Genomic DNA, 18591 nt, shown 5'->3' with positions numbered 1-18591 from the left:
ACAAGGGAGGATTACTGCTATGGCTAGACCTGTGATTACTAATAAAATCGGTGTCATCGTAGACAGCTTTCAGGTTGGAGTGAAGGAGGGCTTGCGCAAGGCGAAGGAAGCGGGCGCTGATGGCGTGCAGATATATGCGGTGCAGGGTGAATTTGATCCGGCGAATCTCTCGCCGGCTGCCCGCCGTGAATGGAAGGATTATATTGCTTCGATGGGGCTTGAAATCTCTGCCCTTGTTGGCGACCTGGGAGGCCACGGCTTCCAGGACCCTGCGCAGAACCGGGCCAAAATCGACAAGTCCAAACGCATTATGGAGCTGGCCAAAGAGCTGGGCACGGATATCGTGACTACCCACATTGGTATTGTTCCTCCGAACCGGGACAGCCAAATCTACGAAACCATGCATACTGCCTGCGAAGAGCTTAGCCGGTATGCGCATGAGATGAATGCTTACTTCGCCATTGAGACCGGGCCGGAAACCGCCGCACATTTGAAAATGTTCCTGGATGGGCTGGGCACAAAAGGGGTTTCCGTCAATTTTGACCCGGCCAATATGGTCATGGTGACCGGAGATGATCCGGTGCAGGGCGTTTATGCCCTAAAAGACTACATTGTGCATACCCATGCCAAGGATGGCGTCAAGCTGGCAGAGATCGATCCGCGTAATGTATACGGCCAATACGGCTATGAAGCACCTGCGCTGGACCATGAAAAAGTCGCGGAAATGGCAGAGACCGGCCAGGCATTCCGCGAGGTTCCGCTGGGGACAGGGAGTGTGGATTGGAACGGCTATCTTCAGGCGCTGAACGATATCGGCTACAAAGGGTACCTGACGATTGAACGCGAAGTCGGCAGCAACCCGGAGGCGGACATCCGGTTAGCCGTTGAATTCCTGAAAGGGTTCCGGGCATAGCAGATCAATTGTGAATTTACTCCAAACGGCTAAGCTGTCGATGAAGGACGGCATAGCCGTTTTGCCCGTTTGGGGGAAGTAACCGTAATATAGCGGTGCATTCCATTTTACAAACAGTTATTATATTATTGTTAATGCACCAACGGGAGGGAGGACAGGCCATGAACAAAGAAGAACAGGTCAAAATGGAATTCAGGGACTTATTTAACAAGATGGCTTGGCTGAATAAGACGAAGATGGAAGTCAGCCTTAAGGGGTATAAGCCTTCTGAAATACATTGCATTGAATCGATTGGAAGAAATGTAGACTCGAACGTGACAAAACTTGCCGAGTCTTTGTATATGACTAGAGGTGCCATAAGTAAAATCACTAAGAAGCTCGTAGAAAAAGGCTTGATCGAAAGCTATCAGAAGCCGGATAACAAGAAAGAAATCTATTTTAGGCTTACTGGGCAAGGGGAAGTTATTAACAAAATCCATGAGGACCTGCACAAAGAGTTTCAAGAGCGGGATAAAGCCGTATTTGAGCATGTAACCGAGGAGCAATTTGACAATATGCTTAGCTTCATGGAAAAGTACAGCAGGCATTTGGACGCAGAAATAAAGAAACAGGGTATCGGTATTAAGTCGGAATAAATTAAAGTGACTCTATCCATCATCCCCGGAATTCTTCCAAAACCTTGGATTTGTCTCCATGAATCTTTTCCAGGTGATCCTCTCCCCAATAGCATAAATGGTCTAGCGCAGGTTTTAATCCCCAGCCGTAGTGCGTTAACTCATACTCCACTCTAGGAGGAATCTCATTATAAACCTTTCGTGTAACGATCTCATCCTTTTCCAGGCCTCTGAGCTGAGTGGTCAGCATTTTTTGAGTAACGCCGGGCATTAACCGGCGAAGCTCAGACGTTCGTTTACGTCCCGTCATCAAATGGTAGATAATTAAAGGCTTCCATTTTCCTCCCATTACTTCTAAAGCCGCTTCCACTCCAACTTGATACTTCTTTTGAACGTTATTTTTTGTATGTTCAGTCATCTCTTAATCCTCCATTTAAAGGCTAAGTTTGCTTAGAACACCCTAGGGTACTTCCATGTTCCTATGGCACCTGTATCACCCAATAGAACTTAAAAGTGCGTACTTCCAGATCAATTTCCTACTGTTTATAATAGCATCAGCCATTGATCATGGCTAGAAATCAGCTGCTCCAAGAAAGGTAGTGAAGATACAAGCATGAAAGTATTAAGCGTTGTTTCACACCCGAGACAAGATTCCTTGACCTTTGGGGTGGCCGGCCGTTTCGTACAAGGTCTTGCCGATGCCGGCCACGACTATGAGATATTGGATTTGCACAGGATTGGTTTTGATCCTGTTTTACAAGGAGCAGATGAACCTGATTTGTCAGCTGCGCAGCAATCCTTTTCCCCTGAAGTGGAAATGGAAATAAGGCGGATGAAGGAGCATGATGCTTTGGCATTTATTTTTCCGCTTTGGTGGTGGCATTTACCGGCTATGCTAAAGGGGTATATTGACCGTGTATGGAACAATGGGTTTGCGTACGGTTCGAATCACCTTCATCATCAGCATGTCTTGTGGGTTGCTTTGGCCGGCGTTTCGAAGGATCAGATGAAAAAGCGCAACTATGATGAAATGATTACTCATCTGCTGAATGTGGGAATTGCAGATTATTGCGGTGTTCCCAATTCCAAGGTTGAATTCTTATATGAGACCCTGGATTCACATCCCGGTCATTACGAAATGCTGCTGAACCAAGCCTATCACTTAGGTTTGAATTACGCCAAGGATCATTAAACTTTGCTTTTGAAACCACAGGCAGCCGGCCTCGATTGAGCGCAGGCTGCATTTTTATTGCCGTTTATTTTGTTGACAAGGAAACAAAGTTATAATACGATAATTTTGTTTCCGAGGAAAATAAAATGATGGCTTTTGTGGGGGAGGATTCAAATGTTCAAATTTAGATCACACAAGGAACAGGACACGGATCAAACCATAGATAAACACGCTTTAATATTCGGTCTAATCGCTGTGTTTCTTTGCGGAATAGGCTTCAGTATCATAACACCTGTCGTCCCATTCTTGGTGCAGCCATATATAAGCAATCCGGGAGAACAAGCTATAGTGGTTACGCTGCTGACCTCTGTTTATGCAGTCTGCGTGTTTTTTGCGGCTCCTGTGCTTGGTGCTTTGAGCGACAAATATGGCCGTCGTCCATTGCTCCTGATATGCCTTTTGGGTTCTGCAGCCGGGTACTTTGTTTTTGGCGTAGGCGGAGCTCTATGGGTACTATTTGCCGGGCGTATAATAGAAGGTGTAACAGGCGGGAGCATAAGCACGATCTTCGCATATTTTGCAGACATCATTCCTGCAGAACAGAGAACCAAGTACTTTGGCTGGGTGAGTGCGGTTGTAGGTGCAGGTACCGTCATTGGCCCGACTCTAGGCGGATTACTTGCCAGGTTTGGTTATGCTGTACCCATGTATTTTGGAGCAATAATCACTTTATTGAATGTCGTTTATGGATTCTTTTTTATGCCTGAGAGCCTTGACAAGAATCATAGACTGAAAGAGATTGCCTTGGTAAGACTGAATCCATTCACACAGCTTGCAAACATACTTTCCATGAAAAGCTTACAAAGGCTGCTTGTCTCTGCGTTCTTACTGTGGATCCCCAATGGATCTTTACAGGCGGTTTTTTCACAATTTACGATGGATACTTTCAACTGGAACCCTGCACTAATCGGGCTTATGTTTTCAATCATGGGCTTCCAGGACATCCTTTCACAAGGGCTCGTAATGCCAAAGCTTTTGAAAAAACTTAGTGATCAACAGATAGCGGTGCTTGGGATGGTTTCGGAGATGATTGGCTACAGTCTTATTGCGCTGTCTGCGTTGTTCTCCTTCTACCCCCTTCTTATCGCTGGAATGTTTATATTTGGTTTTGGGGATTCGGTCTTTGGGCCATCATTCAACGGGATGCTCTCCAAGTCTGTTGATTCCAGTGAACAAGGAAGGATTCAAGGAGGCAGCCAGTCTATTCAGGCTTTGGCAAGAATGCTCGGGCCTATTCTTGGAGGCCAAATCTATGTGTCACTTGGCCATGCCGCACCCGCTGTTATGGGGATGATCCTTATAGGAGCGGCTCTACCCGTTTTATACAAGAGAACGCTGCCCTGACATTAGATGTCTGGGCTTTTTTATGATGTATCTCTTTTTTTGACATAATACAACCTATAATATATTATACTTTGAGAGGTCTATGTATTATAACGGAGGGGGAATCCCCTGAATGGGAGTGTAGGAATGAAGTTGAATAATTTGAGTCAAAAACCGCTGTACTTTCAGCTTAAACAGATATTAAAAGAAGACGTAGAACGTGGAGTATATAAGGCTGGCCAGCAGCTGCCGCCGGAAGCGGAATTATGCGAGATGTACGGTGTAAGCCGGATCACCGCCAGAAGAGCGATTACGGACCTGGTAGAAGAAGGGATTCTGCATCGGCAGCAGGGAAAAGGAACATACGTTAAAGAGGCAAAGGTTATGCGTGAGCTGATATCGGTGGGAGGGTTCTCTGAGCTTACCACAGCATCGGGGAAAACACCAAGCTCGCAGATTTTATTCAACAAGGTTATTCAGGCAGACGAGAAGCTGGCCAAAACCTTCAACATTGCACCTCATGATCCCATACTTAATGTCCACCGGCTGCTCTTCATTGATAATGAGCCTTTTATTATCGAGACCTCCTATTACCCCCTTAATCTGCTCCCGGATCTGGAGAAGCATATTGGAGAGAGTGCATCTACCTACAGTATTCTTAAGAAGCGATACAACGTGGAATTGTGCCGGTCCCAAAAAACACTTGAGGTCGTAGCTGCATCAGAGTACGATGCGGACCTGTTCCGGTGTGACCGGGGAACCCCGCTGTTTGCCATTGAAAAAGCAAGCTTTGATAAGACGGATCGGCTGATTCATTTATCGAATTCCTTATACATGACCAACAAGGTGATTTTTACGATAGATACCAAAAAAAGCGGAACTTTCTAATCGTTCATCGGATACGGGAGGAAAGGGAATAAATTACTCTTAGAAACATGTATTATGTAAATTTACATTACATAATACATGTTTTTTTGTTTGAATTTTTATTAAATTCCCGTATCATGTCATGAAACATAACTCATGAAAACGCTATCCAAAAAATATAAGATTGACTTAACACTATTGATAATGGTATATAATATAATATTACAACATATAATAAGTTGCTCATCTTCCTGAACATGAATGCTATCTCAAGAAGGAGGGGGAAAATGCGGGTTGCGGGTGTTGGCTTCAATTGTATGGACATTTACGACAATTTGCAGAGGTATTATCCGACCGGAAACAGCGTGGACTTTATAATTCACATGAGCCGGTTCGGGGTTCAGAGTTCCATGGTAAGTGCCGTGGGTGCGGACAAGCATGGGGAACTGATGATTGAGGTCCTGCGCAGAGAGAATGTGGATGTCTCCCATCTTCATGTGGAGGAAGGAGATACTGCGATTTTCAAAATGGACCTCAATGGAAATGACAGAGTGCACAAGGAAAAGCTTGCGGGGGTTATGGAGAATTTTGCGCTTACGGAGGATGATATCGCCTTTGTGCTTGAACATGGGATGATTCACACCAATTTGTCCGGAAATATTATTGAATGGCTCCCCCGGTTCCGCGCCAGCGGCGTCCTTGTAGTATTCGACTTTACTACCAAAGTCAACTCTATTCCGGAACCCATTCTGCCGGATGTGGATTATGCCTTCTTCTCCTACGATCAGGACGATACCTGGATTCTGGAATATATGAAATGGGCGCAGGCTCTGGGACCCCGGGTTGTGGTAGTCACTCTGGGGGAGAAAGGGAGCATTGCGTATGACGGACAGTCCTTTTTCCGGGAGGGCATCCTTAAGGTTCCTGTAGTGAACACGGTGGGGGCGGGGGATTCCTTCTGTGCAGGCTTTATGTACGGGGTTATCCAGGGCAGGTCCATCCCGGATTCATTGCGTATAGGAGCTGAAACAGCTGCTGCCGTGGTTGCCAAATTCGAGCCTTATTGAGAAAAAAACTATTGAAAGGCGGTGCTTAGGATGATTATTGATGTGCATACCCATCCTATTTTTTACAAAGATATTTGTGAAGACCCTGAGCAGTTGAAGTTCCGCAAGGAGCAGTTCGGCATTTACAAGCAGTCTCCCTATTCCATTGAATCGGTAAAGATTGAGATGGACTATATGAATGTTGATAAATCGGTACTGCTGCCCGAGGATCTGACCACACAAAGCGGCGGCTGTATCGTGACTAACGAAGAGATCGCCAAGCTTGTGAGTCTGGAGCCTGACCGGTTCATCGGTTTCGCGAGTGTTGATCCCTACCGCAAGGATGCGGCGGCTGTGCTCGACTATGCTTTTAAAGAGCTGGGGCTGAAAGGACTCAAGCTTCATCCATCGAAGCAGAGATTTTATCCTTACGACAAGCTGCTGAAGCCCATCTATGAGAAATGTCTTGAGTACGATAAACCCATTATGTTCCACGCCGGAATGACCTGGCAGCCTGATGCTCCGGCCAAGTACTCCCACCCGCTTCATTTTGAGGAGGTTGCCATGGCTTACCCCGGGCTGCGGATGTGTCTGGCACACTTCGGGTGGCCGTGGATTCATGAGACGGTAATGCTGCTGCTGAAATACCCCAATGTCTATACAGATACTTCACTGCTGCACATGGATAATGCAAAGGATTTCTACGAGCAGGTATTTACACGGAATATGGGTCCGCTATGGATTGAACGAAACCTGAAGTATCAGGTAATGTTCGGTACCAACAGTCCAAGGTTCAGGGCCAAACGCCTGCTGCCTGCTCTGAAGGGCCTGAACTTCCGCCCATCCACACTGGAGAATATTTTGAGCGGCAACGCAATGCGATTTATCGGAGGGAGTGAGCAGAGATGGTGAATACCAAATGTATTGTGCTCCAGACCAGATCAGAGTTCCAGATGATTAAAATTACAGAGGAAATCAGGCAATTTGTCGCCGGCTCGGGTATCAAAAATGGCTTGGCCGCTGTGATTACAGCTCATACTACAACCGGCATTATGGTCAATGAAGGTCTTGAATGTGTGGAAACAGACATTGAGGAGACCCTGGACAGGCTGATTCCCAAGGATGCGCCCTATGCCCATGCCCACTTTCTTCCCAGCTATGGGGCAACCGGCAGCAACTCCCCTTCTCATCTAAAATCTATGCTGTCCGGCAATAGCTGCCTGTTCGTTGTCCAGGATGGAATCATGGTTACCGGGGATGCACAAGATGTATATTTTGTGGAGTTCGATGGCCCCAAGAGCAGAAAAGTCTACATTCAGGTTATGGGCGAGTAAATCCTGGAGTTTCCGCTGGAATGCTTTCTGATTCCAATGGCTGGGATGCGCTTACATGACAATGCAGCGTCCGGGGATGAACTTTCTGGCATTTATGCGTTGATTGCAGTACACACAATTCTAGTGAAGTGAGGGATTTGAGATGAAAAAAGCGGTAGGCAACAAGGCAGCAATCACATTGTTAATGGTTCTGGTATGTATACTTGCTCTGGCAGGCTGCGGCAATAATGCAGCGTCCAACACGGGGAGCGCGACCAATGCAGCCCCGGGAGCTTCCTCTGAACCTACGGCTTCTTCCACGGCTCCTGCCACATCAGATTCCCTTGCTCTCCCTGAGGCTGTAAAGGAAAGAGGAAAGCTGGTTGTGGGTGTTAAAGTAGACTATCCGCCGCTTGGATACCTGGATGAGAATGGCAATAATGCCGGTTATGAAATTGGCGTTGTGCGTAAAATGGCTGAATATGCCTTCGGTGATCCTAATGCCGTAGAGTTTATCCCGGTCAATGCCACTAACCGCATTCCGTATCTTACCTCCAAGAAAATAGACTTTATTGCAGCTACGCTGGGAGTAACTGAAGAGCGGAAAAAGCAGCTTGATTTCACGACCACATTCTTTGACGGCGGCGCCGTTACAGTTGTTCCCCAGGACAGCGGGATTACCTCTATCCCTGATCTCGCCGGAAAGAAGGTCATTGTAATCAAAGGGTCCACAGGCTCCACCTACCTTGAAGAAAATGTGCCGACTGCGGAGCAGATGAAGATTGAGAGCAACGCGGATGCCTTCCGCGCGCTGAAGGATGGACGGGCCGATGCCATGTTCCATGACGCCGTGCTGATGTCTGAGTTCATTAAGACTTCACCGGAATATAAAATCGTGGGTGAACAGGTGGCCTTTGCCCCCATGGCGATGGGTGCACGCAAGAATGAACCGGAAATGCTGAATTTCCTTAATGGCTCCCTCGAAAAGATGAGACAGGAGGATTACTTCAAGGTATTGATTGAAGAGTATTTGCCAAAAGCAGGCGATCTCGATCCAATGGAAATGATCCCGCGTCCATAAAGAGAATTTAGGAGGCTATAAGATGGAGACGAACAAACCCAAATTGACGATCCGCAATCTGCACAAACGGTTCGGGGAGCTTCAGATCCTCCGGGGGGTCAATTTTGAAGTATTTTCCCAGGAGGTCATAGTTATTATAGGTCCCAGCGGATCAGGAAAAAGCACGCTGCTCCGCTGTATCAACGGCTTGGAGGGAATTAACGACGGGCAGATCTTTATCGATGAGGCTGCGATCGAGTATACCCCTGCTTCCCTTCAAAAGGTCCGCCAACGGATCGGGATGGTCTTTCAGAGCTACAATCTCTTTCCTCATCTTACCGTCATGGAGAATTTGCTGCTCGCTCCATTAAAGGTGCAGAAGAAAACCAAAGCGGAGGTGCTGCCCCGCGCCGAGGAACTGCTGAAGCAGGTAGGCATGTCTGATAAAGCGGACAGCTACCCTTCGCAATTATCGGGAGGACAGCAGCAGCGCGTAGCCATTGCCCGCTCTCTGGTGATGAATCCGGAAGTCATCCTCTTTGACGAGGTTACTTCGGCACTGGACCCTGAAAGGGTCCGGGATGTGCTGGATGTAATGAAGGCGTTGGCGCATACCGGAACAACTATGATCATCGTTACGCATGAGATGGGCTTTGGCCGCGATGTGGGTGACCGGATTATCTTCATGGATCAGGGTGTAATCGTGGAACAGGGTCCGCCTGAGCAAATATTCGGCAATCCCCAGGAAGAGCGGACCCGGCAATTTCTGCGCAATGTGATGTAAAAAGGAGGGTGAGTAGGTTGAGCTTTGACTTCGGCTATATCATTCAAACGCTGCCCGTGCTTATGGTAGGCCTTAAAATGACGGTGTTTATCAGCGTGCTGGCTATCCTGTTCTCACTCCTGATTGGCCTCAGCGGGGCTGCAGCCAGAACACTCAAGGTGCCGGTAGTATCCCGGATTGTAGCTGTTTATGTAGATATTATCCGGAACACCCCTCTTCTGGTGCATATATTCTTTGTTTATTTTGGTCTCCCCGTAATAGGCATTAAGCTGGATGCAGTGACTGTGGGCATTGTTACCCTCTCACTGTGGGGCGGAGCCTTTGCGGTCGAGAACTTTCGTGGAGGCACAGACGCCGTATCGAAATCCTTGATTGAATCCGGCGAGTCCCTCGGGCTCAGCAGATGGCAGGTGGTGCGGCATATCATCGTCCCTCTGGGGTTCCGGATCAGCTTTCCGGCCTTCTCCAATACAGCGGTTTCCGTGATCAAGAACTCGGCCTACATGACGGGGATCGGTGTCGTCGAGCTGACCTTTGTGGCGGTGGACCGCATGGCCTATGATTTCAAAACCTATGAAATGCTGCTTGCGATTGCAGTCATTTATTTAGCGCTGATCTGGGGAGCCTCCTATCTGTTCAGCAAGATCGAAAGAAGACTGGATTTCAACAAAAAGACGGTGAAGGGAGGAAAGGGCCGTGGAGGTTTTGTTGAAAAACTCGCACTTTCTTTTAGAAGGGGTAATTAACACGCTGCTTCTAAGCATTAGCTGCCTGTGTATTGCGCTGATTATCGGGATTGGTGTGGGCGTGCTCCAAATGGCAAAGAACAGACTCGTCTCGTCGATTGCCAGAGGCTACGCGGAACTCTTTCGGGGGCTGCCTATCGTCATAACCTTATTCATTGTCTTCTTTATGCTCCCGGAGGCGGGGATATATGTCAATAGCTATATTTCAGCAATGATCGCACTCAGTGTCTGGAGCAGCTCCAACATATCCGTAGCTGTGCGCGGAGCGATTCAGTCGATCCCTCCTACGCAGTTCGAAGCGGCTCATTCCCTCGGTCTGAGCTCTGTGCAGACGATGCGGTATGTTATCCTGCCGCAGGCATTCCGCCGGATGCTCCCGTCGATTATCGGGCTTTTGTCCAATCTGGTGCAGTCCACTACCCTGTCGGTTTTGATAGGAAATCTGGATTTTCTCAAGTCTGCCCAGCTCGTGATTGAACGGGTGGAGATCATGCAGGGAGGTTCAATTGCTTTTCAGATCTATGTGCTGGTGCTGTTGGTCTATTTTGTTATCTGTTACCCCTTGTCCATGTGGGCTAAACGTTTGGAGCGTTCGTACCGCTAACGGCTAAACACTAGGCAATTGGAACCTTAACCTGCTGCAGCCGGAGGGGCTTATGAAGATTAGCTACCGGAAATATTCCCTGCATGTCTATAATTATTTTTTCTACATTGCTTACGCTTCTTATCTGCCGTTCATCAGCTACTGGTTTGCGGAGGATGGATTATCGACACAGCAGATCGGACTCATCTTCTCTATTGGTCCTTTGGTCGGATTTTTGGTCCAGCCGCTCTGGGGCATGCTCATTGATTATTACGGCATGGCTAAATGGCTGCTGCTCATCAGCACAGGAATTACCCCTTGGGTCGTTATAGCCTACCGGTTTGCAGGGCATCATTTCTGGCTGTATATCGTGATATCCGTTGTGCTGGCAGTCTTCTCTTCCGCTACTTTACCGGTGATTGATGCCGTTACTGTGCGCCATGCCAAACATAACTCGCTTAGCTATGGAGCCATTCGTGTGGTGGGTTCGATCAGCTTCGGCCTGGCTGTGGCCGTATTCGGCCAGATGTATGAGCATTTCGGAATATCCACTGTGTTTGCTGCCTATATCCTCACCATGACCTTAGTCTGTCTGCTAACCTTCTCCATCCCGGGAGACAGAAAGGGGCGTCCGAAACCGGAGATGGCGGGAAAAGGGGCGCCGCGAAGCGGGATGACCGCCGGAATGATCACCTTATTAAAGGAACCGAAATTTGTATGGTTTCTCATTCCTGTATTTTTGGCAGCGATTGGGCCGCAAATGAATAATGCCTTTTACTCCGTATATATCAGCCATTTTGGGGGAGAGGCTTCGGCGAAAATCGGCCTGCTCTATACTGCTGCATCTCTGACAGAGATTCCGGTCTTTTTATTCTCAGGTTATATCATCAGGAAATTCGGCTATGTCAAAATACTGACGGCTGTTTCACTGGCGGGTGCGCTCCGATGGTATGTGCTTTCGCTGGAGCCGTCATTTGAAATTCTAATGGCTAACCAGATGCTGTCAGGACTTACCTATGCCCTGTTTCTGTCGGCAGGTGTGAACTATGCCTATGACAACAGTTCGGATAGGGCAAAGACAACAGCGCATTCCCTGTTCGTTGTTGTCTATACGAATGTTGCAGGAATTGTAGCCAGCAATGTAGGCGGATGGGTCGTTGAACGTGGAGGCTATTCTCTTTTGTTCCAGGGAGCTGCTGTCATGAGCCTGCTTGGAGCAGCGGGCTTTGCCTCGCTCGGAAGAGTGAAGAGACGTGAGGGGAGACTAAAGGTATGATCGACATTACCGACCGGATTTTTTTGGCTCATCAGGGTGGTAAAATACACACCCGGCCCAATCTGCCGATCCTCAACCATGATGATCTGGCCCGAATATATACTCCCGGGGTAGCTCAGGTATGCACCGCGATTCATGAAGACCCGGAACAGGTATATGCACTGACGGTCAAGCGGAATATGGTTGCCGTCGTGACGGATGGAACCGCTGTGCTGGGACTTGGCAATATTGGCCCTTATGCTGCTGCTCCGGTCATGGAAGGGAAGGCGGTGCTGTTCAAACAGCTGGCTGGAATCAATGCCTTTCCGATCTGCCTCGATACCACGGATACCGAGGAAATTATACGTACGGTAAAAGCGATTGCGCCTATCTTCGGCGGCATTAATCTGGAGGATATCAGCTCGCCGCGATGCTTTGAGATTGAACGCCGTCTGGAGGAGGAGCTGGATATTCCGGTGTTTCATGATGATCAGCATGGAACAGCTATTGTAGTCTTGGCAGGTTTGATCAATGCGTTGAAGGTTACCGGCAAACAAATAGATCATGTCCGTATTGTTGTTAATGGCGTTGGAGCCGCAGGGGTATCCATTTGCAGGATGCTGCTTGCAGCGGGTGCCCGGCATCTGGTTCCTGTCGATCAGGAGGGAGCGCTTATAAGAGGCGGGAATTATGCTCATCCCAAGTGGCAATGGCTTGCCGGGCAGTCCGGGGTCGAGGATCAGCCCGGTACGCTGCAGGAGGTGATTGCCGGTGCGGATGTTTTTATCGGCGTCTCCCGCGGCGGCATTCTGCAGCCGCAGGATGTGCAGCGCATGGCCCCCTTGCCTATCGTGTTCGCTATGGCAAATCCCGAACCCGAGATATCGCCTGAGCTTGCTCTGCCATACGCCGGAGTATATGCTACCGGACGAAGTGATTATCCCAATCAGATCAACAACGTGCTGGCTTTTCCGGGCATCTTCAAGGGGGCGCTGGAATGCAGGGCACAGCGTATCAACGACCAGATGAAGCTGGCAGCCGCCCAGGCGATCGCAGCGGTGGTTAAGGATACCGAACTGAACGCAGCGTATATTATTCCCAGCCTGTTCAACGATCAGGTCGTTATTAAGGTAAGGCAAGCTGTAATTGAGGCAGCGGTATCAAGCGGCATTGCAAAGATTATCCCGCCAGGCTTTGAAATATAAGGGGTGAAGGGGGCTCTCCGCTTTGTTGAACAAACTTGTCAGGGTTGAGCATGATTTTCTCGGTGAAATGGAAGTTCCCGCCGATGCTTATTATGGAATTCAAACGCTGAGGGCCATCGAGAATTTTCCGATCACCGGCTACTCTATTCATGAACGCTTAATTACCTCCATGGCCATGGTCAAGAAGGCTGCAGCCCTTGCCAATATGGATATCCACCGCCTACCCTCACGGATAGGGCATGTAATCGTACAGGCTGCGGATGAGATAATCGCAGGGGGATGGAGTGAGCAGTTTAAGGTAGATCCCATACAGGGCGGGGCGGGCACATCAATCAACATGAATGCTAATGAGGTGATTGCGAACCGTGCGATTGAGCTGCTCGGAGGAGTGAAGGGCGATTACACCATGATCAGTCCTAATTCACATGTAAATATGTCGCAGTCTACCAACGACAGTTTTCCCACAGCTACTCATATTGCCGTCCTCTATTTGATCGATGAACTGCTGGTGACCATGGCAGGCCTGCACGGTGCCTTTGTCCGGAAGGCTGAAGAGTTTGATGGCATTATCAAGATGGGCCGGACCCATCTTCAGGATGCGGTTCCCATCCGGCTTGGACAGGAGTTTGCCGCCTATGCCAGAATGCTGGAAAGGGATTTGGTACGGATCAGGCAGACCAAGTTCCATTTGTATGAAATCAACATGGGGGCCACTGCCGTAGGTACCGGATTAAATGCTGACCCCCGCTATATAAGCAAGGTTGTAGAGTTGCTGGCCGATATAAGCGGTTATCCGTTAGAAAACGCAGCGCATCTGCCCGATGCCACCCAGAATACGGACGTCTATACGGAGGTTTCTGCTGCGCTCAAGATCGCTATGATCAATATGTCCAAAGCAGCCAACGATTTGCGGCTTATGGCTTCGGGGCCACGGGCGGGTCTGGGGGAAATTAAGCTTCCTGCCCGGCAGCCGGGCTCTTCCATCATGCCGGGCAAGGTGAACCCGGTAATGTGTGAGGTTGTGAATCAGGTGGCCTTTCAAGTTATGGGCAATGACCATACGATTTGTATGGCCTCGGAAGCCGGACAGCTTGAATTGAATGTAATGGAGCCTGTGCTTGTATTTAATTTGCTCCAGTCTCTAAGCATTATGAACCGTGCGTTAGGTGCTTTTCAGCAGCACTGCATCGATGGAATTACAGTGGATAAAGAGAGATGCGAAGGTTATGTCAAGCAAAGCGTAGGGGTGATTACTGCGTTGAATCCTTATTTGGGCTATGAAGAAGCGGCAAGGATTGCGCATGAAGCGATTCAGACAGGAGAGTCTGTCCGTTCGCTTTGCCTGCGGTATAACCTGCTGAAAGAGGAAGAGCTGGACCGTATTCTCAACCCCTACCGCATGACAGAGCCCGGCATCGCAGGTTCGGTGACTTAGAATAACCTGCAAAGGCAGGTTGACTTCACTCGATTGTAATGTTATATATTATAATATAACAATATATAACGAGTATAATAATGGAGGTAATCATGCAATGAGTACTGTAGACAGATTAACTAAAGCGCAATTCCAAGTGGAAAGGATTCTGGAGGCTTTTAAGCAGAAAACCATTAATAACGTCTTTTATGTGGCCTGCGGCGGATCGTCTGCCCTGATGTATCCAAGCAAGTATTTTATTGACCGTGAATCCAGTAACATTACAGCAGAAATCTATAGCTCCAATGAGTTCATATACCGTAATCCTAAGTCACTTGGAGCGGACTCGCTGGTCATCCTTTGCTCTCATAAAGGAAAAACGCCAGAGACTACGGATGCTGCACATTTTGCTAAATCCAAGGGAGCCCTTGTAGTTTCACTGATGTATGTAGACACCGCTCCGCTGGCTGATGAATCGGATTTCATTGTTAATTACAGCTGGGCGCCTCCGGGGGAGCTTGATCCACTTCCCGAGATCATGAACTATTCCATTTTGTACCGTCTTACCATGGGGCTTTTATATGTGCAGGAGGGAAATGAACTGTACTTGAAGCTTCTAAGCAGTTTGGAGAACATGGATACGGTGCTGGAAAAAGCCAAGGTACAGTATCTTGCTCCAGCCAAGGCGTTCGCCGCCGAATATAAAGATGAAAAAATAATGTATACCATGGCTAGCGGATCAAACTACGGGATTGCGTATTCCTTTGCAATTTGCATCCTGATGGAAATGCAGTGGATTCACTCACATGCGATTCATGCCGGGGAATTCTTTCATGGCCCGTTTGAAATCCTGGACAAAAATGTTCCATTCATATTATTGATGGGCCTTGATGAAACACGTCCGATGGAAGAGCGGGCCTTGAAGTTCCTGAAGGAACACGGGGAAAAAATGCTGGTGATCGATGCTGAGCAATTTGATTTGACCGGCATAGAGGAAGAAGTGAAGGGTTATATCGCCCCACTGGTGATGAACCTTGTATTGCGTGTATACGCGGTTGAGCTTGCCAAGGCTACCGGGCATCCGCTGGAAGAAAGACGTTATATGTTCAAGGTTCCTTATTAAGCCGGATAAATAACAAACTTCTTTTATGAACATAAGATTCCGTAAAAGAACTCCTCCTTTTCGCAAAGAAACCCAGGTCATTTATGATCTGGGTTTGCTTTATATTGTATTAACAGTTTAGTGACGGGGAGCGTGATGGTTAGAAAATAAAAAATACCAACCCATACTGCTGCCGCGCCGCCTCTTCAAATAGATCGAACAGGGACTGCAGATGAGGCAGCAGATACTCCTCAACCAGCTCTTCATAGGTCTCATCATCTGTCATTGGAAAGGCCAACAGTATCAGCGACTGTTCATCGAGAGCTTCCACGTCCATATCCTGAAGGCTTGTCCACTTCTCGAAATCGATTCGTTCCTCCAGGCGCTCAGGCTGTCTAAGACCGGGAACCTGTACAGCGATTTGGGCTACCATCTCTGCGGGCAAATAGAATGCGCCATACTCCGTAACCTCGCTGTCGACCCTGTACTGTTCCTGTATAGGAACGAGTGGGACATCGGGGAACATGCCTGCGATCAGGCTCCAGGTTTTGTCGATGTCCAGTCTGGGCCCCTGGACACGGCCTGCCAGGATTTCTTCCAAATTGTTTTTTTCCATATAATACGCACCGGTAATACCCATATGTATATCTCTCCTCATTGGGAAGTTGTTCCTGTACGTCTATTACCCAAAAATCATGAGAATAATTCTATAAATATATGCTCGTGATCTCGTCCGCGCTTACCGGCTTACTATAATAGAAGCCCTGGGCATTGTAGCACTGAATTTCCTTGAGCAGCGCAACCTGCTCTTCGGTCTCCACGCCTTCGGCGACGATGGTCAGCCCAAGCTGCTTGGCCATCGAGATAATCATCTCGGCAATAGCCCTGCTGTCGGTGTCTGTAGTGATTTTGCGGACAAAGGACCGGTCAATCTTCAGGCAGCCGATAGGAAGACTCTGCAAATAGCTGAGTGAGCTGTAGCCTGTCCCAAAATCGTCCATCGATACGGAAATCCCGGCTCTCCGGAGATCATTCAGGATGCTGATCACATGTTCTTCGTTGTGCATCATCGCACTCTCTGTAATCTCCAGCTCCAGCAGCTGGGTGTCGAAATCCAGCTCATGGATTGTACTCATAATCGATTGAAAAATATCCGGTTTCATCAGATGAATCTGCGAAACATTCACGGCCACGGGAACGACCTGGCGGCCCTCCTGCTCCCAGGTTTTTACCTGGGCACAGGCCGTGCGGAGCACCCACTGCTCCAGCGGAATAATGAATCCCGATTTCTCCGCCAGCGGAATGAACTCCAGGGGAGGAATCATGCCCAGAAGGGGATGCTGCCAGCGCACCAGCGCTTCAAGACCAACGATTTCACCGCTGCGGATATCGATTTTGGGCTGGTAGAACAGCCTGATCTGGTCATTGTCCAGCGACTGCTCCAGATCATTCTCCAGAATAATCCGCTCCAGACTGGTCTGGTCGCGTTCCGCATCGTAGAACTGGTACTGGAAGCTGCCGTTCTCCTTAGCGCTGTACATTGCGGTATCGGCGTGCTTCACCAGTGAGTCGGCATCCAGCCCGTCCTCCGGAAAGCGGGCGATTCCTACCGAAGCAGACAGCTTGACCGAATGGTTGCCCACTTCAAAGGGGTGGGCGAACTCTTCCACGATGCTGGCAGCGAGGGATTCCATCTCTGCCCTTGAGCGCAAGTGGGGCACCAGCACTGTGAATTCGTCCCCGCCCATCCGTGCGATGCTGCAGGAGGAAGGGAGGCAGCGCTTCAGCTTGCCGGCCGCCTGCTGGATGACCTTGTCGCCGAAGGAATGGCCAAATAGATCATTGATCCGCTTGAAGCGGTCCAGGTCAATGAAGAACAGTGTGAACGGGTAAGCGGGAACGCCGGTATGCTCCGTATGTTCAAGCAGCAGATTGTGGAAGGAGCGGCGGTTTGCCAGCCCGGTCAGCTCATCAGAATAGGCGAGATGGCGGATGGTTTCCTGGTCCTTTTTATTCTTGGTAATGTCTTTAATGATGCTGTAGATGCCTACCGGCACAGCTTCAACCACAATCGGCAGCGAGGTGAGCCAGAAGGTCAGCATACCGCCGGCGGGATTTCTCAGCTCCAGCTCGATGGTGCTGGATTGCCCGCGGAGAACATGCCGGTAATGATGCTGGGCCAGTGCATGGTATTCCCCCTCAAAAAGATCCGAGAAATGCCTTCCGACCAGCTCCAGGCCGAGCTGCCGGGCGAGCAGCTCGGCCTTGCGGTTCAGCCCGGTGACGATCCCCTGGGCATCGAATGCCAGCACACTGTCCGGGTTGTACTCAAACAGCGACATATAGTGCTGCTCTGTCTCTATGATTCTGCGGTTCTGGCGCTCCTGCCGGGTGTCTCTGTAGGCATCCGGAATGATGTACAGGCCGCTGCAAATAAACAGCGTCAGGATGTAGGGAGTCAGCTGCAGATAACTTCCCGGAGCGGGATTCCCGACCGGAAGCACCGAAAAGGCGCAGAGCAGCGGAATTAACAGCAGGCCTGCTGCACAGAGCACAATGCCGGGAACCGTAGCCTTGGAATGAAGCTGATACTCGCGGTTGCGGTTCGAGATCACCAGGACACGAAGGATGGCCAGGCACAGGCTGAGCGCGGAAGCTGCCGTCATGAGGACGAGTACGGGCTTCCAGACCACATAGTCACGGAACAGAAAGATGATATTCAGATAATCGAACACCAGAATGATGCCGGCAATAGCCAGGCTGATGCTGAAGTGGCGGCCAGCATAGCTGCGGGGCATACTGGAATACCAGATGCCGAAGTAAGTGGCAGCCCAGCAGCCGGCCATGGTGAACAGGAGATGCAGTATGTAATATTCCGGAGCCAGGGGCAGATTAATAGATAAAGGGATCAGAATATGGGAAGCGCTGAAGGTGGCGGTTCCCAGCAGTATCATCTTCGTCCGGGTGAAGCAGACCTGCAGGCCTTGGGCATGAGTGCGGAAGGGAACCGTTCCGAAAACAATGAGAGTGCAGGCCGCCAGGCTTGCCAGCAGTGCCAGAGCCAGCTGCAGCCAGTTCATATTCAGGAGTTCTAAGTATAACATCGGTGTACCTCTTTCATTATGTAGATATAAT

19 protein-coding genes are annotated in these 18591 nt (G+C 49.1%); 16 read left to right on the top strand and 3 right to left on the bottom strand.

The features are described from left to right. Window positions 1-19: 19 nt before the first annotated feature. Both PRIO_RS32795 and PRIO_RS32790 read left to right on the top strand, forming a co-directional pair. Entirely contained in the window at window positions 20-913 is an 894-nt protein-coding gene (locus PRIO_RS32795) for a sugar phosphate isomerase/epimerase family protein (RefSeq protein ID WP_020434358.1), read from the top strand. 161 nt (window positions 914-1074) lie between these two features. After that, on the top strand, window positions 1075-1548 hold the full coding sequence (locus PRIO_RS32790) for a MarR family transcriptional regulator (RefSeq protein WP_020434359.1): 474 nt from the start codon (window positions 1075-1077) through the stop codon (window positions 1546-1548). Between the two features lie 19 nt (window positions 1549-1567). Here PRIO_RS32790 and PRIO_RS32785 read toward each other — a convergent pair whose 3' ends face one another. Then, entirely contained in the window at window positions 1568-1945 is a 378-nt protein-coding gene (locus PRIO_RS32785; protein WP_020434360.1) for a winged helix-turn-helix transcriptional regulator, read from the bottom strand. A gap of 195 nt (window positions 1946-2140) precedes the next feature. Between PRIO_RS32785 and PRIO_RS32780 the strand changes: the two genes are divergently transcribed. The 14 genes from PRIO_RS32780 to PRIO_RS32715 all read left to right on the top strand — a co-directional run bounded on the left by PRIO_RS32780 (window position 2141) and on the right by PRIO_RS32715 (window position 15477). Beyond that, window positions 2141-2719 (top strand): NAD(P)H oxidoreductase, encoded by a 579-nt coding sequence (locus tag PRIO_RS32780; RefSeq protein WP_020434361.1) that lies wholly within the window; start codon window positions 2141-2143, stop codon window positions 2717-2719. Between the two features lie 153 nt (window positions 2720-2872). Continuing rightward, window positions 2873-4102, top strand: coding sequence for an MFS transporter (locus tag PRIO_RS32775; RefSeq protein ID WP_020434362.1), 1230 nt, complete (start codon window positions 2873-2875; stop codon window positions 4100-4102). 126 nt (window positions 4103-4228) lie between these two features. Further along, window positions 4229-4969 carry a GntR family transcriptional regulator gene (locus tag PRIO_RS32770; protein ID WP_020434363.1) on the top strand — a complete coding sequence of 247 codons (741 nt, stop codon included), beginning with the start codon at window positions 4229-4231 and terminating at the stop codon, window positions 4967-4969. 266 nt (window positions 4970-5235) lie between these two features. Continuing rightward, the gene (gene frlD, locus PRIO_RS32765) at window positions 5236-6015 is read left to right on the top strand and encodes a fructoselysine 6-kinase (RefSeq protein ID WP_020434364.1); all 780 of its coding nucleotides are present in this window, start codon (window positions 5236-5238) and stop codon (window positions 6013-6015) included. 30 nt (window positions 6016-6045) lie between these two features. Next, the gene (locus PRIO_RS32760) at window positions 6046-6906 is read left to right on the top strand and encodes an amidohydrolase family protein (protein WP_020434365.1); all 861 of its coding nucleotides are present in this window, start codon (window positions 6046-6048) and stop codon (window positions 6904-6906) included. Next, on the top strand, window positions 6900-7328 hold the full coding sequence (locus PRIO_RS32755; protein ID WP_020434366.1) for a secondary thiamine-phosphate synthase enzyme YjbQ: 429 nt from the start codon (window positions 6900-6902) through the stop codon (window positions 7326-7328). The genes PRIO_RS32760 and PRIO_RS32755 overlap by 7 nt, the downstream gene beginning before the upstream one ends. Window positions 7329-7470: 142 nt before the next feature. Next, window positions 7471-8388 carry a transporter substrate-binding domain-containing protein gene (locus PRIO_RS32750; protein ID WP_052741559.1) on the top strand — a complete coding sequence of 306 codons (918 nt, stop codon included), beginning with the start codon at window positions 7471-7473 and terminating at the stop codon, window positions 8386-8388. 22 nt (window positions 8389-8410) lie between these two features. Continuing rightward, complete coding sequence (locus PRIO_RS32745; RefSeq protein ID WP_020434368.1) at window positions 8411-9151, top strand: amino acid ABC transporter ATP-binding protein; 741 nt, start codon at window positions 8411-8413, stop codon at window positions 9149-9151. A gap of 8 nt (window positions 9152-9159) precedes the next feature. Next, window positions 9160-9897, top strand: coding sequence for an amino acid ABC transporter permease (locus PRIO_RS32740; protein ID WP_197545379.1), 738 nt, complete (start codon window positions 9160-9162; stop codon window positions 9895-9897). Further along, a complete protein-coding gene (locus PRIO_RS32735; protein WP_039791507.1) occupies window positions 9848-10501 on the top strand; it encodes an amino acid ABC transporter permease in 654 nt (217 codons plus the stop codon). The genes PRIO_RS32740 and PRIO_RS32735 overlap by 50 nt, the downstream gene beginning before the upstream one ends. A gap of 52 nt (window positions 10502-10553) precedes the next feature. Beyond that, a complete protein-coding gene (locus tag PRIO_RS32730) occupies window positions 10554-11756 on the top strand; it encodes an MFS transporter (RefSeq protein ID WP_020434371.1) in 1203 nt (400 codons plus the stop codon). Beyond that, entirely contained in the window at window positions 11753-12940 is a 1188-nt protein-coding gene (locus tag PRIO_RS32725) for an NAD(P)-dependent malic enzyme (protein WP_020434372.1), read from the top strand. Before PRIO_RS32730 ends, PRIO_RS32725 begins: the two co-directional genes overlap by 4 nt. A gap of 22 nt (window positions 12941-12962) precedes the next feature. Further along, window positions 12963-14375, top strand: coding sequence for an aspartate ammonia-lyase (aspA, locus tag PRIO_RS32720; protein WP_020434373.1), 1413 nt, complete (start codon window positions 12963-12965; stop codon window positions 14373-14375). A 97-nt stretch (window positions 14376-14472) separates the two neighbouring features. Next, window positions 14473-15477 carry an SIS domain-containing protein gene (locus PRIO_RS32715; RefSeq protein ID WP_020434374.1) on the top strand — a complete coding sequence of 335 codons (1005 nt, stop codon included), beginning with the start codon at window positions 14473-14475 and terminating at the stop codon, window positions 15475-15477. A 139-nt stretch (window positions 15478-15616) separates the two neighbouring features. On the opposite strand, the gene PRIO_RS32710 is transcribed toward PRIO_RS32715, so the two are convergent. Both PRIO_RS32710 and PRIO_RS32705 read right to left on the bottom strand, forming a co-directional pair. Continuing rightward, window positions 15617-16096 (bottom strand): hypothetical protein, encoded by a 480-nt coding sequence (locus tag PRIO_RS32710; protein ID WP_020434375.1) that lies wholly within the window; start codon window positions 16094-16096, stop codon window positions 15617-15619. A 67-nt stretch (window positions 16097-16163) separates the two neighbouring features. Next, window positions 16164-18560, bottom strand: coding sequence for a putative bifunctional diguanylate cyclase/phosphodiesterase (locus PRIO_RS32705; RefSeq protein WP_020434376.1), 2397 nt, complete (start codon window positions 18558-18560; stop codon window positions 16164-16166). Between the last annotated feature and the right edge of the window lie 31 nt (window positions 18561-18591).

The organism is Paenibacillus riograndensis SBR5 (assembly GCF_000981585.1).
GTDB lineage: Bacteria > Bacillota > Bacilli > Paenibacillales > Paenibacillaceae > Paenibacillus_AQ > Paenibacillus_AQ riograndensis.
This window is presented reverse-complemented; position numbering and strand designations above follow the sequence as displayed.

What these genes read in the sequence shown, in the direction of transcription:
- PRIO_RS32795 (WP_020434358.1), top strand. Translation starts at nt 20, where the DNA reads ATGGCTAGACCTGTGATTACTAATAAAATCGGTGTCATCGTAGACAGC.
- PRIO_RS32750 (WP_052741559.1), top strand. Translation starts at nt 7,471, where the DNA reads ATGAAAAAAGCGGTAGGCAACAAGGCAGCAATCACATTGTTAATGGTT.
- PRIO_RS32770 (WP_020434363.1), top strand. Translation starts at nt 4,229, where the DNA reads ATGAAGTTGAATAATTTGAGTCAAAAACCGCTGTACTTTCAGCTTAAA.
- frlD (WP_020434364.1), top strand. Translation starts at nt 5,236, where the DNA reads ATGCGGGTTGCGGGTGTTGGCTTCAATTGTATGGACATTTACGACAAT.
- PRIO_RS32755 (WP_020434366.1), top strand. Translation starts at nt 6,900, where the DNA reads ATGGTGAATACCAAATGTATTGTGCTCCAGACCAGATCAGAGTTCCAG.
- PRIO_RS32745 (WP_020434368.1), top strand. Translation starts at nt 8,411, where the DNA reads ATGGAGACGAACAAACCCAAATTGACGATCCGCAATCTGCACAAACGG.
- PRIO_RS32725 (WP_020434372.1), top strand. Translation starts at nt 11,753, where the DNA reads ATGATCGACATTACCGACCGGATTTTTTTGGCTCATCAGGGTGGTAAA.
- PRIO_RS32775 (WP_020434362.1), top strand. Translation starts at nt 2,873, where the DNA reads ATGTTCAAATTTAGATCACACAAGGAACAGGACACGGATCAAACCATA.
- PRIO_RS32785 (WP_020434360.1), bottom strand. Translation starts at nt 1,945, where the DNA reads ATGACTGAACATACAAAAAATAACGTTCAAAAGAAGTATCAAGTTGGA.
- PRIO_RS32730 (WP_020434371.1), top strand. Translation starts at nt 10,554, where the DNA reads ATGAAGATTAGCTACCGGAAATATTCCCTGCATGTCTATAATTATTTT.
- PRIO_RS32710 (WP_020434375.1), bottom strand. Translation starts at nt 16,096, where the DNA reads ATGGGTATTACCGGTGCGTATTATATGGAAAAAAACAATTTGGAAGAA.
- PRIO_RS32790 (WP_020434359.1), top strand. Translation starts at nt 1,075, where the DNA reads ATGAACAAAGAAGAACAGGTCAAAATGGAATTCAGGGACTTATTTAAC.
- PRIO_RS32760 (WP_020434365.1), top strand. Translation starts at nt 6,046, where the DNA reads ATGATTATTGATGTGCATACCCATCCTATTTTTTACAAAGATATTTGT.
- PRIO_RS32780 (WP_020434361.1), top strand. Translation starts at nt 2,141, where the DNA reads ATGAAAGTATTAAGCGTTGTTTCACACCCGAGACAAGATTCCTTGACC.
- PRIO_RS32715 (WP_020434374.1), top strand. Translation starts at nt 14,473, where the DNA reads ATGAGTACTGTAGACAGATTAACTAAAGCGCAATTCCAAGTGGAAAGG.
- PRIO_RS32705 (WP_020434376.1), bottom strand. Translation starts at nt 18,560, where the DNA reads ATGTTATACTTAGAACTCCTGAATATGAACTGGCTGCAGCTGGCTCTG.